This window comes from Gemmatimonadota bacterium (assembly GCA_026706845.1).
Classification (GTDB): domain Bacteria; phylum Latescibacterota; class UBA2968; order UBA2968; family UBA2968; genus VXRD01.
Genome location: JAPOXY010000266.1, coordinates 1 through 15,033, shown reverse-complemented (window position 1 = coordinate 15,033; position 15,033 = coordinate 1). Strand labels below are relative to the sequence as shown.

Below are 15,033 nucleotides of genomic sequence, written 5' to 3'. Positions count from 1 at the left end.
TTGAAGGATACAGATTCGCGCGTGAGTTGTACGGAGTCCATAAGGTTTCTTTCCAGATTATGGATGAATGGGATAGTGGATGGGCAATATACGTTGGTGCGGCGATTGGGGCAATAGATTCTGCAACAATAATCGCTATGACTCTACGGTTGCCAATTTTTTTTAGTAGGCGTAGATTATACCGATCTTAATTCGGCTTTTTATGGTGCGAAAATTAAACTTTCAGGAGCAGTGTTATGGCTTTTTCAGCACATGGTGTGACACATAGACCAACGGTTACGGGTACGCGCGGGATGGTTGCGTGCGCACATCCGCTGGCCGCGCTATCTGGCGCGCGGATGTTGCTTGAAGGGGGCAATGCGTTTGATGCTGCGGTTGCGGTTGCTGCCGCGCTCAATGTTGTTGAGCCCTATATGTCTGGTATTGCGGGGGTGGGGTATGCGATTGTGTATGATGCAAAAAACGACCACAGGCGCGTCCTGGATTATTGTGGACGAACGCCGTATCAAGCGCGTGCCGAGTTGTTTGATAGCCCAGCGGATAAAGATGCTGGGCCGCGTTCGTGTTTGACGCCGGGTGCTTGTGGCGGCTGGTTGGAGTTGTTGGAGCGCTATGGCACGATGACGCCAGCACAAGTATTTTTGCCTGCGATTGATCTGGCGGAGAACGGGTATGCTGTAACGGTGAGAAATAGCCAATCGATGACCAGTGGCGGGAAGATGAACGATAGGGCTGAAAGCGTTATTCTGTCGCGTGGGCGCGGACCTCTGCCGGGCGAAATTCTGGTTCAAAAGAATTTGGCGCGGACATTTCGGCGGATCGCTGAAGGAGGGGCGGAGGTTTTTTATCGCGGCGATCTCGCGCGCGAAATGGCGGAATATATCCAGGGAGAAGGGGGCTGGTTGTCCGAGCGCGATCTGGCGGATTTTGAACCGGAATGGGTCGATCCATTGGTGACGACTTATCGAGGTTATGAGGTGTTTTGTCCGCCGCTACCGAGTGCGGGATTTCAGATTCTCGAGACGCTTAATATGCTGGAGGGATACGATCTGGTGGAGATGGAACACCACTCGGAGCAGGCATTACATTTGTTCATCGAAGCCGTGAAGTTGGGCAATGCGGATCGGATAGAATACGCGGCAGCCCCACAGGCTCCGGTTGAAGGATTACTGGCGAAGGGGTATGCGGAAGAACGCCGAAAGCTGATTGGGAATCGCGCGGGCGTGCATCGGGGCGAGTGGTATCCGGCGACGAAGTTGCCGGGCGAGGTTGACCCGGGCGATCCAAAGGCCTGGCTGAATGAATGCACGACGCATTTCGATGTGGTTGATGGCGATGGCAATGCTGTGGCTATAACTCAGAGTTTGGGATCGGGTTTTGGGTCGGGGGTGATGATGGGCAATACGGGCATGTTTTTGAATAATTTTATTCGATGGGGCGATCTGGTGCCCAATAGCCCAAATTGCATTGCGCCTCATAAAAAATTGGATATGTGTTTGTCGCCGCTGCTGGTGTTTCGAGATGGCGCGCTTTTTTCTGCTCTGGGTACGCCGGGAAGCTGGGGGATTCAACAAACGTCGGTGCAATTTTTGACCAATGTGCTGGATTACGGCATGAATATACAGGCAGCGATTGAAGCGCCCCGGTTCCGCATTGAGAGTGCGGGGACTAAGGTGTCTATTGAAAAGCGGGTGTCGAAGTCTATTCGGCGCGCGCTGAAAGCGCGTGGGCACGATGTGAAGGTGTTGCCCGATTATTCCGCCGTTTGCGGAGGTGCACAGGGTATTGTGGTGGATGCTGAATCGGGTGCGCTGATGGGCGGTGCAGATCCGAGACGCGATGGCTATGCGATAGGGATTTAGCTCGTAACATGCACGAGGAGAATAAATTGGCAGATTCATTTGAGCTTGAGATTGCGCAGATCACGTATGGTCCCAAACACCACTTTTTTGGGTATATTGGTCAGTCCCAGACCGTTCCCTGGAATCAGAGCGGTCGTTATATCGTCGCATTGCGGAATGGCTTTCAGGACCATATGCCCGGACCTGGCGAGGCAGCGGATGTGATTTTGATCGATACTGAGAATGGCTATTCGATCCAGATGGTTGATCAGTCACAGGGGTGGAATCCGCAGCAGGGTACGATGTTCTACTGGAATCCCGAATCGCCGGAGACGCAGTTTTTTTTTAATGATCGCGATCCAGAGACGCAGAAGGTTTTTACGGTTTTATTTGATATGTCCAGAGGGAAAAGGATCCGCGAGTATCGCTATGAAGATACGTCGTTTGGCAATAGCGGTGTGGCGCAAAATGGTGGCTATTTTTTGGGATTAAATTACGCGCGCATGGCGCGCCTGCGGCTGGTGACGGGGTATCTCGGTGCGGCGGATTGGACCGAAGGCGTTGTACATCCCGAAGACGATGGGATTTTTAAGGTTGATGTGAATAAGGGTGAAAAAGAGTTGATTGTATCTTTTGCCCAATTGGGAGATGCGTTGCGGGATTACCACCCGGGAGTTGAGAGCAAGGCGATGTTTATCAATCATACGCTGTGGAATAGGGAGGATGATCGGATTTATTTTTATGCGCGGGGCAATTTTGGTGGGCGTGGGAATCAGCTCAATGTGCCTTTTACCGTGAATCCCGATGGTAGTGATCTGACCATCCAGAAGGTTTTTATTGGTGGGCATCCCGAGTGGTTGGAAGGGCATGAGATTCTCGGTCACAATGCCGATGATCTGGTGGTGTACGATACCGATGAGCAGAAAATTGTACGGACCCTGGGAGATCAGTCTGTTTTTCCAGAGCTTGGCGGAGACAATGCGTTTTCTCCAGATGGGAAGTGGATCATCAATGGTTCGGGACCAAAGCGCGGAACGGTTTATGTGATGTATCGCATGGCTGACGGGGCATGGGCGCGAACTGAGCGATACGATCAAGGCAAGTGGATATCGGGAGATTTGAGGAGCGATCCCGCGCCCTGCTGGAACCGCACGAGTGATCAGGTGCTTTTTCCGTCGATTTCCAGAGATGGGACGCGCCAGTTGTTTGTGATTACCAGAAGATAGGAATGGGGTTATGGGAGAGAGTGATACGCGCTGTTTTGCAGGGTTGGATATTGGTGGGACGAGTGTGAAATCCATTCTCGTTGATGCTGCTGGCAATTTGTTGGGCGATATGGTGGAGGTACCCAGTCGCGTCAAAGATGGGTATGAGGCGACGTTTGCACAGCTCGAAGAAGCGCTGTTGTTGTTGGCGGACCGCGCTGGGAGAAGGCAATCGGATATCGCGGGTGTTGGACTGGATGTCCCCGCGCCGAGTAGCAATGGCGTGATTCGGGTGCAGGCCAATCTGGGGGCGGATTGGGTGGGGACGAATATTCGCGACGAGTTTTCTGCGCGTGCGGGTGTGCCCGTGTATATGACGAATGATGGCAATGCGGCGGCGGCGGGTGAATACGCTGCGCGTCCGGATTGCGACACGGGTCTTTTGCTTGTCGCTCCGGGAACGGGTTTGGGCGGTGGATTGGTTTTGCCCGGTGGGCAGATTTACGAGGGGGCAAATGGTCTCGCGCTGGAAGTGGGGCATGCTTCGGTTCCGTTTCGGGAGGCGAATGGGGAGTTGCCAGCTTGCTCGTGTGGGCTTACGGGTTGTGCGGAGGCCTGGGTGTCGCTTATGGCATTGCGACGCAGGCTTGGGATTGAATTGACGCAGGATAAATGGAGAGATCACGCGCTGAACACTTCTGATGCGTCGATTGAGGAAAAGGCGTATCAACTCCGCGATTACGCGGAAAATGGCGATCCACTTGCAGTGTCGCTTTTTAAGGAGCAGGCATTTATTCTGGGTTATGCGATAGCCAATTGGGTGCGGTTATTCGACCCCGGGCTTGTGGTGATTGGCGGTGGGCTTTCAGAAGCGTCTTTTCGCGATTGGTATATGGCCTGGGTGATAGAAGGATTTGAGGATGGGTCGTGGCCGATCTATCTCGAAAATCCCTTTGATACGCAAGCTGTCTCAACGCAGTTTGAGTGGGCGCGCGGCGGCGATTCTGCCGCTGCACTGGGTATGGCTTTTGTCGCGAGTGAGGTGTTTGGATAGGTGATATGTGACCTGTGGATAAGACGGAGAAAGGCGAGGAACGATCAGTCCCTCGCCTCTTGTTTTTTGATTAAAAGAAGAATTTGAGGCCCGCATAAATCCGGTCCATGTCGGTGGTGCGGTTGTCGGTAAAGATAAAGTCGTGTTTGTAGTCGAGTCCGATACGCACCCTTTTGTGGAGGACGATGTCTATGCCTGCGCCAGGTGCCAGACCAAAGTTGCGGCCGCCTTCATTGGGCGCATATAGTCCGGCGTTGAGCGAGACGTGATACACAAAGGGGTCAAAGGCATAGGCGAAACGCGAGCCGAGGCTGAAGATGGACATGTCGCGGTCGGAAAGATAATTATAGCCCGCCTGAATGCCGAGCCACTGATCCATTTCGACGCCGAGTTCAATGCCGTAGAGAAAACCCGTGCGCGTTTTGTTGACGTCCGTCAGGTCAAAAAAGCCAGAGCCAAAGGCGGTGTTGAGATAGACGCGATGGCTCGGACCACCAAACGGGTATCCCCCTTTGCCAAATTCGCTTTCTTCTGTCCCATCAGTGCGGCCAGTTTGCGCGCTGGCACTGCTCCCCAAAAGCAGAGCGATTGCGAGTGTGAATAACAGGTGTTTCATGGTTTTGCTCCTTTCTGGATCAGGACTATCCGTAACTCCCAACCTAATAATCTCAGGTCTGCAGCGCAATTACAATCCGATGCTGCGCTTTTTGTAGGCTTTGCGGATTTCTTTTTCGTCGGTCCATATAATTTCTGATGAGATGAGGTCCGTTAGCTGGAAGGTGGCTTTGTAGTAGATGAGTTTGTCTTTGCCCACTTCCTGCACATTCGCGCTGAGTGTGCCCGTGAGGATCAGGTCTGATCCGGTCTGTTTGCCCGGTGCTTTGGCCTGTGCGGGATCGACATAGCCCGATTGTTGATATTCGTATTCTGTGGCGATGTCTTTGCGGTTGGTGACATCGACAAAGCGCACTTTGCCGCTCTGGATCAATGCGGTTTTAATTTTGTCGGAGAGGGCCACCATGTCGATGTGTTCGGTGGTGCGATTGCGCATTTTGCCGAGCATGATGGCGGGTTCGGGTCTGTTCAATGGTGCTTCGAGGATTGAATCGACGACTTTTTTGGCGATGAGTTGCATGTCGTTTTCGTTAAAGCGGTCGTCGAGCAGGGCAATGGTTTTGGGATCTTCATAGGTCCCTTTTGTAAAGGCTCTGGGACCGGCGCATCCGGTTGTGATACCGATCAGGGCGATTGCTGCATAGGTGATGAATTTCATGGCTTATCTCCTTGTTGAGAGGTGAAAGGTGTATTTTATCGCCACTCGCATTCCATTCGCGTGTCAATCATGTGCCATTTATCTGGCAATACCACATCCTGTTTGTAGCGAATATAGGCGCGGCAGTCTTGAATGGGTGAACTGACTGGATAATCCATTTGATATGTTTGAACCCGCGAGAGGTCTATCGCCGGTATCTCGTCGATTTGATGGATGCCCGGACGCGAGGATGTGAAAATCCGTACGGTTTTGCTGCCGTGTGTTTTGAGCGGGATTGTTCCCGAGAAGGTGACGCGCCGAATTTTTCGCGGGAGCAATGGGTCTGTGGCATCGATCAGGGCGTCTCTTTTCCACTGTCCGGCGAGCACGGTGTTTAAGTCTGCGGTGAAGACGCGCTGGATCTCGCCGTCGGGAATGATGACGTAGAGAAAACGATGGCGCGCTGTTTGAGAAATGCCGTCAAATGTCAGGTAAATGGTGAGGTTGAGCGATTGGTTGGGCGCGAGCGCGTGTTTGGAGATGGCCTGTATGACGACGGGCGCAAGGCCGGCTTGTTTGAGCGCGATCAGCCCTTCGGCAGACGCATCGCCCGCATATCGGCGCTCGGAAATCATCTGTGCGATTTGGTCGGGTTTAAAGTCGCTTTGTACCAATTGCAACAGGTCCTCACGGGTGAAGGGGAGTTGGTCCGTGCGTTCATAAACCGCGGGCAATTCCCCACCGTCCCATTCGACGAGGTTGACGACAATACCCCGCGTGGGTGGCAGGTCTGATTTTGTCGCGTTTGCCGTTGAAACCAATAGGCTGAAAAGAACGAGCGACAAAAGGCTACGGTGTGAGAGTGTCATTGTGTTCCTCCTTGTGAATTATTGATAAACTCTGTGATTCAAGAACGTGCGTTGGCCGGGTTTGATTTCGATGTTGGTAAATGTTTCGGTTTCGATAATGCGTCCGTTGCCATCGAGTGCTTCGAGTGTGATGGTGTGAATGCCGGGTGGCAGTTCGAGGCGGCCGATTTGAATATTGTGGGGCAAGGATACCCAACTGCGGGTGTCGGCGATTTCGGTTGAGATGTTGAACAGGTTGACGAAGAAGCCGAGGACCTCATTTTCGTCTTTGGCCTCTCGGTGGGCTATGTATTTCACAAGCCCGCGTGCAATTGTTCTGATCATAATCCTCGGGTAGTGATCCTGGAGCGATGTTTTTGCAATTGCAGCGTAATTCTGGGCGATCTGCGTTTGAATGGTGCGATTTGCGGTACGGATGAGAATGCGCTTTGTGCGCGGGGCAACAGTTTCGTATTTGGGAAGGACAACGCGTAACCAGTATTCGACATCGCGAATGGGATATACGCGGTGACGGCGGTGTGAGATTTCGGCGGCGATGGAAGATACTTTGTCGCCTTTGCTGCGTTTGATGTCCTCTTCGTAAATGGGGAGGTCTATTTCCTCCTGTACTTTGCGGGGGATAAAGCCGATTTCAGAAAAGATCACGAGTTCGCCATTGCCCACAGGCGGGACAAAGGGCGGGATGTTGAGCGAGGCAAAGCGCAGGTCGGCTTCCTCACCGTTGAGAATGTCATCTACATGCTTGAGGTCTTCCACGACGGTCTGAGGTGGGGCGGTGTGGAATTTTTTTTCGTAGTATGAATAGGCGTCTTGCGCGTGCTGATAGGAGACGCGGGCGTCGTTGAGTTCACCGGTAGCTTCGTAGAACAGGCCGGTGATGTAGTGAATGAAGGCGTCATTTTTGTAACTCGTCTGTCCATTGTGAATGGCGTATTGGTCGAGTTTCAAATTGGCTTTGCGACATTCGACAAGGGCATCTTCCGGGAGGCCCAGATACCAGTAGTTCAGCGCGCGATAGTAGTGGACGGCAACCATTTCAAAGCTGTCGCCGCGGTAGTTGCGTATGGCGTCGTTGGTCAAAAATGCGGCGGCTTCCCGGGAAACCGAGCGGGTGTAGAGTCGGTCAGATAGCCGCTCGGCTTCGGCAAAATAGCGGTTGGATGTTTCGTAGTGGCCCTGATAGTGAGTCAAGAGGCCGTTTTCGAGGAGATAGAGCAATTGGTTGCCTCTTTTTCTCGACTTTTTGATTTTTGCACGGGCGTCTTCGTAATTGCGCGCGCGCAGGCTCGTGCGAAAGTCGCCCGAGAAGTGAGAATAGGTGGTGCATCCGTGTAGCGAGACGGTTAGCAGAAGCACTGTGTAGTAAATTGATTTCACCGCACATTTCTCCGTTGAGGTTTTTGCGTGCGGTAAAAGTGTTATGCAAATAGCGTGCCAATTGGAGAAATTTTCCTTAAGTTGTTTAATTACAATAGGATATAAGCGTTAAATAAAAGGCGGGATATGTGGCGCTATGGCACAGGTGTGAATTTTTACAACAGTTTGAAAATTTTACAAAGCCAAAATTTTCAGTTGCTTAACCGTTGTTTCCACAGGATGGAGATTTTCTATTTGAACTGAAACGCGCTGGTTTTTTTCGAGCGAAAAAAAGGCGTCCATTTGAGCGAGGTTCTTTGTCAGGATGAATATTTGCTGTGTTAAGAGCGCCTGGTCCGCAAAGATTGAGACCCGGATGCTCGCATGTTTGCGGAATGCGTTCAGGCGTTTTACGGTAATTTTTGTTTCGTATTCTCCAAAAACAAAGCTTTGGGAGCGTTCTGGTGACACTGATTTTTGAGCTTGAAATGTGAACAGGTATTTCCCGCGTTTCAGGGCGTAAGACGGAGTTTTGATTGCGCCATCGCGGAGTGTTGCGGTATTGCGGATATTGATTTGTGCGCCTGTGGGAGATAGTTTACAGGTATCAAATGCAATAGTGCCGGGGTGTAATGGTTCCTGAGGTATCTGATTTGCGATGATCAGCGAGGGGCTTGTGGAAAATACATCGAGCATGGTTGCAGCACTTTGTTTGATGTAATCTTTGCCAATATTTTGTCCGATGTAATTGCTGTCGATGTATTGCAGAATATGCTCGCCGGGGATTTTGTCTATGATTGCTTGTTTGGTCTGTATTTCCTCAGGGTAATAAGTGTAAATCTGAGATATTTCGACGGGCAAGACATAGTGTGTGTGGTCTCGATTTTGTTCCGTGCTCATTATTTCTATGGGTTGTATCGAATAGTCGCATTTTAATCTGTTGAGGTCTTGTTCATGAACTCGCAGTTCTCTGGCAAAGACGACTTGCTGCACATTTTCCATTGCGTTGAGCGTATCTATGACCGCGCTTCTGGTGTCTCTGGTGTTGTGCAGTTCCAGGCCCGTTTGATAGGCGTCATAAGCTCGCGGCAGTAAAACGAGCGCGGCTGCGAGACATACAATCGGAATTGGCTTTTTGAGCTTTGGATAAAAACGTGCCAATGCTAAATGCAGATTGTAAAACGCAATACCTGCAAAGATGGCAATAAATGGGTACACCTGTATAAAATTTCTGTGAAAGCTGACGGTCATGTCGCTCATAAATACAAGATAGCTCGCGGGGAATAATAAGATCAGAAGCAATACAGGGCGAGAAATTATCCCGGCGAGACCGATTGCGAACAGGATGGTGCCCGTCAGTCCGATGTTGTGGTAAAATTCTCGTATCTGAAACGCAAAATAATCCCATCCAGGGCTGATTGTTGCGCCGGGGTGTCCCGTGGTTTTGTAGTAATTAATCTGGTGTAAGACATCCTTAATAAAATTTGGGAAGTCGAGAATTGCGTAGGGCATTATGAAAAAAAAAGTCACTGCTGGCAGGCATGGGATTGCGAGCCAATAAAATTTTTGGCGCGGGATTTCATCCCGATAAGACATCCAAATTAGCGATGCAACGGGGAGCAATATTGCCAGGCCCGAATTGTATTTTGTCGCTGTGGCAAACCCGACACATATTAAACCCAATATGAAATAGATGATTTTTTTTTGGTCGATAAACAAAATGGAGAATAGGGCGACAAGGGAGACAAACAGGGCGACTGGCGCATCCATTGTTACAAAACCCGAATGAACTATGTGGATCGGGAGAACAGATAAAAAAAAGGCCGATATGATGCCCGTCCATCTGCCGCATATCGACCTGCTGATTAAATAGGTGATAAATACTGTTGCGGTGCCCATTGTGGCGGTCAAAAAACGATTCCAAAAATAAAAACCCGGATGGGATATCGTCCAGTGCCAGCCGGTATCGGCTTCAATGCGTATATTTGTCACGCTTGCCAAATCGCCCGTGAGTAAGAGATAAATATAGTATAACTGATCGATCAGCAGGTTCAAATAAATCATCAGAGAACCGTACTTAAAAAAATGGGGGTTGTAATCCTCCGTTTTCATCATCTGAAGCGCGTTGCTGGCCGTGAGTGGTTCATCCCAGAAATACAAATAGGGCAAACCGATGTTTAATTGGAAATATCGAAGGATAAATGCAAAGAAGATGATCAGGATGATGATAGATGTGAAATAGTGTTTCACTATCGCATGGTGGATACCCGGGTACCGCTTATTAAAATTGGCTTTAATAGACGCGATAAAATCACTCATGGGATAGATCCTTTTGTGCGATGAGCAAAAAATTCCACGCGTCGCTCTCCACGCGGTGCAAGCGGTCTAAAAATAGTGCGCCGAGTTGGATGACAAAAAATGCAATGCGCGCAAAGGGGATTAGCGGACCGCGTTCAAAACGCGCCAAATAATAACAGAATCGCGTCCCAACTGTGACCCAAAATCCCGCGAGCGCGCGCGTTGTATGAACTGTTAGCCCCGATTTTTCAGCGAGATGGTGCAAGCCATAAGGCGTAAAGCGGAAATAGTCGTGGGGGACTTCGTGCAAGCCCCAAATATGGGGTGCGGTGAGAATTAAATAGCCACCCGATCGCAATACGCGTGCCATTTCGTCAATTGCCAATTGGGGCTGTGGCACATGTTCTAAGACCTGATTGCACAATACGGTATCGCAGGTTTGGTCGCGGAGGGGGAGGGCCAGTACATCGCCCCACACATCGGCGTGTTCATAGCGCTCGCGCCCTTTTTCCAGGCCGATGTATTGTTGCACGCGCGTCTCAAAAATGCCGGCATAGGGTTTATTGCCACACCCCACATCCAGTAATTTTCCACTTACCATCTCCTTTACTTCGTACATTGTCTGGCGCATTGTGCGGTAAATCAACCAGTTTTTGCCAAATAGGCCAACCGGGCGTCCATCACACCCATCGCCTTCCATATCCACGCGCGACAATCCCCTCCACGCACCAATGGCGAGACACGCAACACCAGCCAAACTGATCCAGTGCCCCAGAGTGAACACGAGTGCCAGACCACCCAAAACAATACCTGCCAACCACATCAGAGCGACTGCTGCACGCACTGGTAGCCTCCATTTTATCAATCGCTGTGCAACGTGATCCCGGCTGGGTCGGACAATAGAGCGGCCTTTGGCAAATCGGATCGCACTGATAAATACTGCTTCAAAGATGGGCAGTCCCAGGGCGATCAAAGGTCCGATGACGCCCGTGAGGCCTCCAGTTTGATTTGCGACAGAAACAGCCATACTACTGAGCAAAAAGCCAATTAACAGGCTTCCGGTGTCGCCCATGAGGATGCGGGCGGGATGAAAATTGTGTAGCAAATACCCCGTGAGTGCGCCTGCTGTTACAAGTGCCCAATCTCCGGCACTTATCACCCACAAACTCAGTGAGGCAATGGTGCCACTACCCGAGGAAAGACCGTCTTCCATGTCCAGAACATTGAATGCATGGCACATCCAGACCATCCACAGCGCAGTCAGTGTGGCGTCTATCCAGATAATATTTACGAGATGGATACGCGGGCCGAACCAGGCAGCGATGCCTGCAACTGCGAGGGTTAGCGCAAATTTGTGTAGCGGTACAAAAGGCTTCCAGTCGTCTAAAATGCCGATGAGTGCCATTCCCACAGCGCCAATAACGAGGCCCAAAGGAAGCGATTGAGGTAAAAAATAGAAGCCACAAAAAAGAGCGGCCAGCAAAGCTGTACCGCCCAGAGTTGAAACGGGCGCGTCGGGCGCATTAAAACGGCGTGCCATCAGACGCGCAGCCGCCGTGAACAAAGCCGATAGAATTGCGGTAATGCCGAATAAAATAACGGGCGTCAAAACGTACCTTAGGGTTGGAAGTCGCACACGGCTGCGATGACTTGTCCTATTTCGCTTTCGGTCATGCTTGGGAATAGGGGCAAGGTGACCAGATCGCGCCACACGGCATCAGTGACGGGCAAGTCCGTGCGATAGGGTTTGTACACTTCAAATAAATGACAGGGTTTGTAGTGTACGCCCGCATCGATGTTGTGTTGCCCCAGATGATCTATCAATTCATCGCGCTGGGATATTCGCGCCACATAAGCGTGCATTGCGCTGCGAACCTGGGGTTTTTCTACAGGTGTTTGCATCCAGTCGAGGGCGGCAAATGCACGTCCGTACTGCAAAAAAATCTCCCGGCGTTGTGCATTGGCTGACTCCAATTTGCCCAATTGCACCAGCCCAATTGCCGCGTTGAGATCGTTCATATAGCATTTATAGCCGAGTTCGCCCACTTCGTATTCCCATCGACGCTCTGCGCCATTTTTTCGAAACCGATCATAAGTTCCGCGCGAGATGCCCATCCAGCGCAATTTTCGCGCGCGCTCGGCGAGGTCTGAATTATTGGTGGTCAACATCCCCCCATCGCATGTTGACAAATTTTTGCGCGCATCAAAACTAAAACACGTCACTGTGCCTACCCCGCCAATCATTCGACCCTTGTAACGCGCGCCGCTGGCGTGTGCGGCGTCTTCTACAACTGGAATCCCGTACTGGTTTGCAATGGATAGAATCTCATCCATGTCGCAAGGGTGCCCGGCAAAATGCACGACCATAATCGCTCGAGTGCGCGACGTGATTTTGGCGGCAATTGCTTTTGGATCGATGTTGAGTGTTTCGGGATCTATGTCGCAAAATACTGGCGTGGCTCCGTTTTGCAAAATTGCGTGATTGGTCGATACAAAGGTCAAGGGCGTGGTAATGACTTCGCCTCCCTCTACGTCCAGTATCTTCAAAGCCAGAAGGAGGGCTGCAGAGCACGAGTTGACAGATACTGCGTGTTGTGCCCCCACATAATGGGCAAATCGCGCTTCGAGTTCTTCGACCTTTTCCCCGGGACCGACCCAACCGGACATCAATACCTCGCGTACCGCTTCGACTTCTGCATTGTCAAACCAGGGGCGAAAAATGGGAATCATGGACCTTCCTCCACAGCACCGTGAGTTAAGATAAACCAGTAAGCTCGCAAACGCGCTCGCGCCTCTGTGCGACGGCTGTGGGCGAGTAAAAACACACTTCCCCAGAGCAATGTTCGCAACGTCATTTCTATAGGACGCAGGAGCCTGAGTAAGCGCGCGGCCCATTGTCCCAGGTGTTTGGCAATAAAATAGGCATAAGACGCTTCGCTGACCACGAGCATCCGCGTCAATGCCTGTTTGGAACTTTCGCCTCCGATGTGTATGCCTTCGGCGTGGGGCAAATACATGACCTGCCAGCCCGCTCGGTTGATGCACAGGCCGAGATCTACATCTTCGTAATACATAAAAATGGCCTCGTCCAGCCCGTTTACAGCGTCCAGAACGCAGCGGCGAACTGCGAAACACGCCCCGGTCACCCAGGCGACGGATTCGGGTTTGGAGGGCCTTCGCCGCCGAAATTTAAGCAATGGAAATAGTAGATGCAATAGGAATTTACGACAGATTTCATCTCTGAGCCTCGGTGCCTCACCGCACGAGGCGAGCACCTGTCCATCCGCGTCTTTAAGTTTCGGCCCCACCATGCCCACATTGGCGTGTGTGTTCAAAAATTCAACCATCGTGTTCACTGCATCTGGTTGCAACACGACATCGGGATTCATGGCTATGACAATCGCGCTGTGCGAGACATCCACACCGCGGTTCACTGCGCTCCCAAAGCCCAGATTTGCGCCGGTTTGAATCACGCGCACGCGGTCGCCATAAGTTTCCAGTGCCTCCAGGCTGTTGTCCGACGATGCGTTATCGACCACGACCACATCGAGATCTGTTCCACGCTGATCGAGTAATGCGGCAATGCATTGCGCCAGATTTTCTCCGGCATTCCAGTTGACCACTATTGCTGTTACACATTCAGGCATTATTTTTTTCCTCTGCTACCAGCCGTGCAATAAGTCCCAAAAATGTCGCATGGATAAAGATCAACCGGTTGGCAAAGAGGGTTGCATCTGCCATGCCATAGACGAGGAGTGCTGCATAAATGGCGATAAATGCCGCGCAGAACAGACGCACGCGGGTATCAGAACTTTGTTGGAATAATCGATATGAACGCCACAGAGCAAAGCCAAAGACCCACAAAAACGCCGCGATGCCAACCAGTCCCATCCGGATACCAATCGTCAAATAAACATTGTCAACTGCGCCTACTGTCAATATCTGTGGCGGTGGTGGAAATGTCACCAAAGACGTCACGGTTTCGCCGTGCCCGCCGCCGAGCAGAGGCCGTTGGCGAATTTTCTCCAGTGCGTTGCCATAAGATATCAACCGCCCACTTACAGCTTCGACGCTGCGCGTCACGCGGTCCAGTGCTATGTCGCTAACGGCAGCGCGGGTTTGTTGCTGAAAAACATAACCCATCGCCAGTAGCAATAGGGGGACCAGTGCCACGATAATGAGACGCGACATGCGTCGTGGTGTGGCTTGCTTATCCAGCACAGTCAACGCGGCCAGAATGCTCAGCCCGACGAATAGCGAAATCCACATGCCCCGTCCCATTGTCAAAACCAGGGCCAACCCAATGGGCAATATCGCGCCCCACGCCCATGCGCGCCTGTACGCCCGCGTTTCAAATAACAAAATGGCGGCGATAATGAGCATACCCATCGGCAACACAATGCCTTCGAGTCGTGCGATCCGAACAAAACCACCCGCAATGTCCGTATCGACCTGCAAAAGAAATTCAAACAAATACTCGATGCCGACAATTGCGGCGATGAGCAAAAATAAATGCAGGAATGTGGAGAATCGCCGCACATCAAAAAACCATGTTACCACAAAGAACAACGTGTAGTACAATGGATAGCGCACGTCGCGCAACATTTGCGAGACCGATTGTCCGTAGATCAACCCCAACAAGCAAGAAAGTAAGACCAGCCCCAGCAATACGCACATTGGTCGATCCAAAAACGTATGCCGTCGCCAACTCCATCGGCCTTCCAACAAATAGTTGAGATAGGCAATGCCCATTACCACGACGAGAAGACCTTCATAGAATTTAAAGCCCATAGGTAAGAGCAGATAGTCTTCATAAAGCCAGGAAGGTACAACTGCCGCTGTGAAACACAAATAGAGCACTGACAGCGTGAGAGAGCCAAGAAGCGCGATTGCCGACAACAAGCTCAGAACGAGAATCGCTGCAAGCGCGTCATTTACCAAAAACGGCAATGCAATTAACAATACCTGCCCCAAACATATCAGGACCAACAGTTGGGGTTTTGCAGGATCAAAGAAATTTGTTCGAAGCGTCATACAATAAAAAGGTTTCCGATAATGGTTTTTTGAAAGGGTATGCTTTGTTCGCGCAATTATCGTCGAATAGGAACAAGATATAACAAAGTATCGAATAGCCAGTTGGGCAGTGATGCGAGAAATA

At 51.1% G+C, this 15,033-nt stretch carries 12 protein-coding genes; 3 read left to right on the top strand and 9 right to left on the bottom strand.

The genetic code is table 11. The annotated features are described in order from the left end of the window. Positions 1-236: 236 nt before the first annotated feature. Genes ggt through OXG87_23185 form a run of 3 tightly spaced genes read left to right on the top strand, consistent with a single transcriptional unit; the run spans position 237 to position 4,100 of the window. Positions 237-1,862, top strand: a complete 1,626-nt coding sequence (gene ggt, locus OXG87_23195; protein MCY3872462.1) for a gamma-glutamyltransferase — start codon at positions 237-239, stop codon at positions 1,860-1,862. A 26-nt stretch (positions 1,863-1,888) separates the two neighbouring features. Beyond that, positions 1,889-3,067, top strand: a complete 1,179-nt coding sequence (locus OXG87_23190) for a hypothetical protein (GenBank protein ID MCY3872461.1) — start codon at positions 1,889-1,891, stop codon at positions 3,065-3,067. Positions 3,068-3,077: 10 nt separating this feature from the next. Continuing rightward, positions 3,078-4,100 (top strand): ROK family protein, encoded by a 1,023-nt coding sequence (locus tag OXG87_23185; protein MCY3872460.1) that lies wholly within the window; start codon positions 3,078-3,080, stop codon positions 4,098-4,100. Positions 4,101-4,170: 70 nt separating this feature from the next. Here the strand turns inward: OXG87_23185 and OXG87_23180 are convergent, their stop codons facing one another. The 9 genes from OXG87_23180 to OXG87_23140 form a co-directional block, all read right to left on the bottom strand. After that, positions 4,171-4,716 carry an outer membrane beta-barrel protein gene (locus OXG87_23180; GenBank protein MCY3872459.1) on the bottom strand — a complete coding sequence of 182 codons (546 nt, stop codon included), beginning with the start codon at positions 4,714-4,716 and terminating at the stop codon, positions 4,171-4,173. A 69-nt stretch (positions 4,717-4,785) separates the two neighbouring features. Beyond that, a complete protein-coding gene (gene lpoB / locus OXG87_23175) occupies positions 4,786-5,373 on the bottom strand; it encodes a penicillin-binding protein activator LpoB (protein ID MCY3872458.1) in 588 nt (195 codons plus the stop codon). 35 nt (positions 5,374-5,408) lie between these two features. Further along, positions 5,409-6,221: a hypothetical protein gene (locus OXG87_23170; GenBank protein ID MCY3872457.1), complete on the bottom strand. Its 813-nt coding sequence runs from the start codon at positions 6,219-6,221 to the stop codon at positions 5,409-5,411. A gap of 18 nt (positions 6,222-6,239) precedes the next feature. Beyond that, complete coding sequence (locus OXG87_23165; protein ID MCY3872456.1) at positions 6,240-7,598, bottom strand: hypothetical protein; 1,359 nt, start codon at positions 7,596-7,598, stop codon at positions 6,240-6,242. Between the two features lie 174 nt (positions 7,599-7,772). Beyond that, positions 7,773-9,896, bottom strand: a complete 2,124-nt coding sequence (locus OXG87_23160; GenBank protein ID MCY3872455.1) for a glycosyltransferase family 39 protein — start codon at positions 9,894-9,896, stop codon at positions 7,773-7,775. Continuing rightward, entirely contained in the window at positions 9,889-11,484 is a 1,596-nt protein-coding gene (locus OXG87_23155; GenBank protein MCY3872454.1) for a methyltransferase domain-containing protein, read from the bottom strand. Before OXG87_23155 ends, OXG87_23160 begins: the two co-directional genes overlap by 8 nt. Before the next feature lie 8 nt (positions 11,485-11,492). Continuing rightward, positions 11,493-12,605, bottom strand: coding sequence for a DegT/DnrJ/EryC1/StrS family aminotransferase (locus tag OXG87_23150; protein MCY3872453.1), 1,113 nt, complete (start codon positions 12,603-12,605; stop codon positions 11,493-11,495). Continuing rightward, positions 12,602-13,522 (bottom strand): glycosyltransferase family 2 protein, encoded by a 921-nt coding sequence (locus OXG87_23145; GenBank protein ID MCY3872452.1) that lies wholly within the window; start codon positions 13,520-13,522, stop codon positions 12,602-12,604. The genes OXG87_23150 and OXG87_23145 overlap by 4 nt, the downstream gene beginning before the upstream one ends. After that, positions 13,515-14,909, bottom strand: coding sequence for an O-antigen ligase family protein (locus OXG87_23140; GenBank protein MCY3872451.1), 1,395 nt, complete (start codon positions 14,907-14,909; stop codon positions 13,515-13,517). The genes OXG87_23145 and OXG87_23140 overlap by 8 nt, the downstream gene beginning before the upstream one ends. Positions 14,910-15,033: the final 124 nt, after the last annotated feature.

Bases quoted from the DNA above. Each gene is read 5' to 3' on its own strand.
- ggt (MCY3872462.1), top strand. From the start codon at position 237: ATGGCTTTTTCAGCACATGGTGTGACACATAGACCAACGGTTACGGGT.
- OXG87_23185 (MCY3872460.1), top strand. From the start codon at position 3,078: ATGGGAGAGAGTGATACGCGCTGTTTTGCAGGGTTGGATATTGGTGGG.
- OXG87_23180 (MCY3872459.1), bottom strand. From the start codon at position 4,716: ATGAAACACCTGTTATTCACACTCGCAATCGCTCTGCTTTTGGGGAGC.
- lpoB (MCY3872458.1), bottom strand. From the start codon at position 5,373: ATGAAATTCATCACCTATGCAGCAATCGCCCTGATCGGTATCACAACC.
- OXG87_23170 (MCY3872457.1), bottom strand. From the start codon at position 6,221: ATGACACTCTCACACCGTAGCCTTTTGTCGCTCGTTCTTTTCAGCCTA.
- OXG87_23160 (MCY3872455.1), bottom strand. From the start codon at position 9,896: ATGAGTGATTTTATCGCGTCTATTAAAGCCAATTTTAATAAGCGGTAC.
- OXG87_23150 (MCY3872453.1), bottom strand. From the start codon at position 12,605: ATGATTCCCATTTTTCGCCCCTGGTTTGACAATGCAGAAGTCGAAGCG.
- OXG87_23145 (MCY3872452.1), bottom strand. From the start codon at position 13,522: ATGCCTGAATGTGTAACAGCAATAGTGGTCAACTGGAATGCCGGAGAA.
- OXG87_23140 (MCY3872451.1), bottom strand. From the start codon at position 14,909: ATGACGCTTCGAACAAATTTCTTTGATCCTGCAAAACCCCAACTGTTG.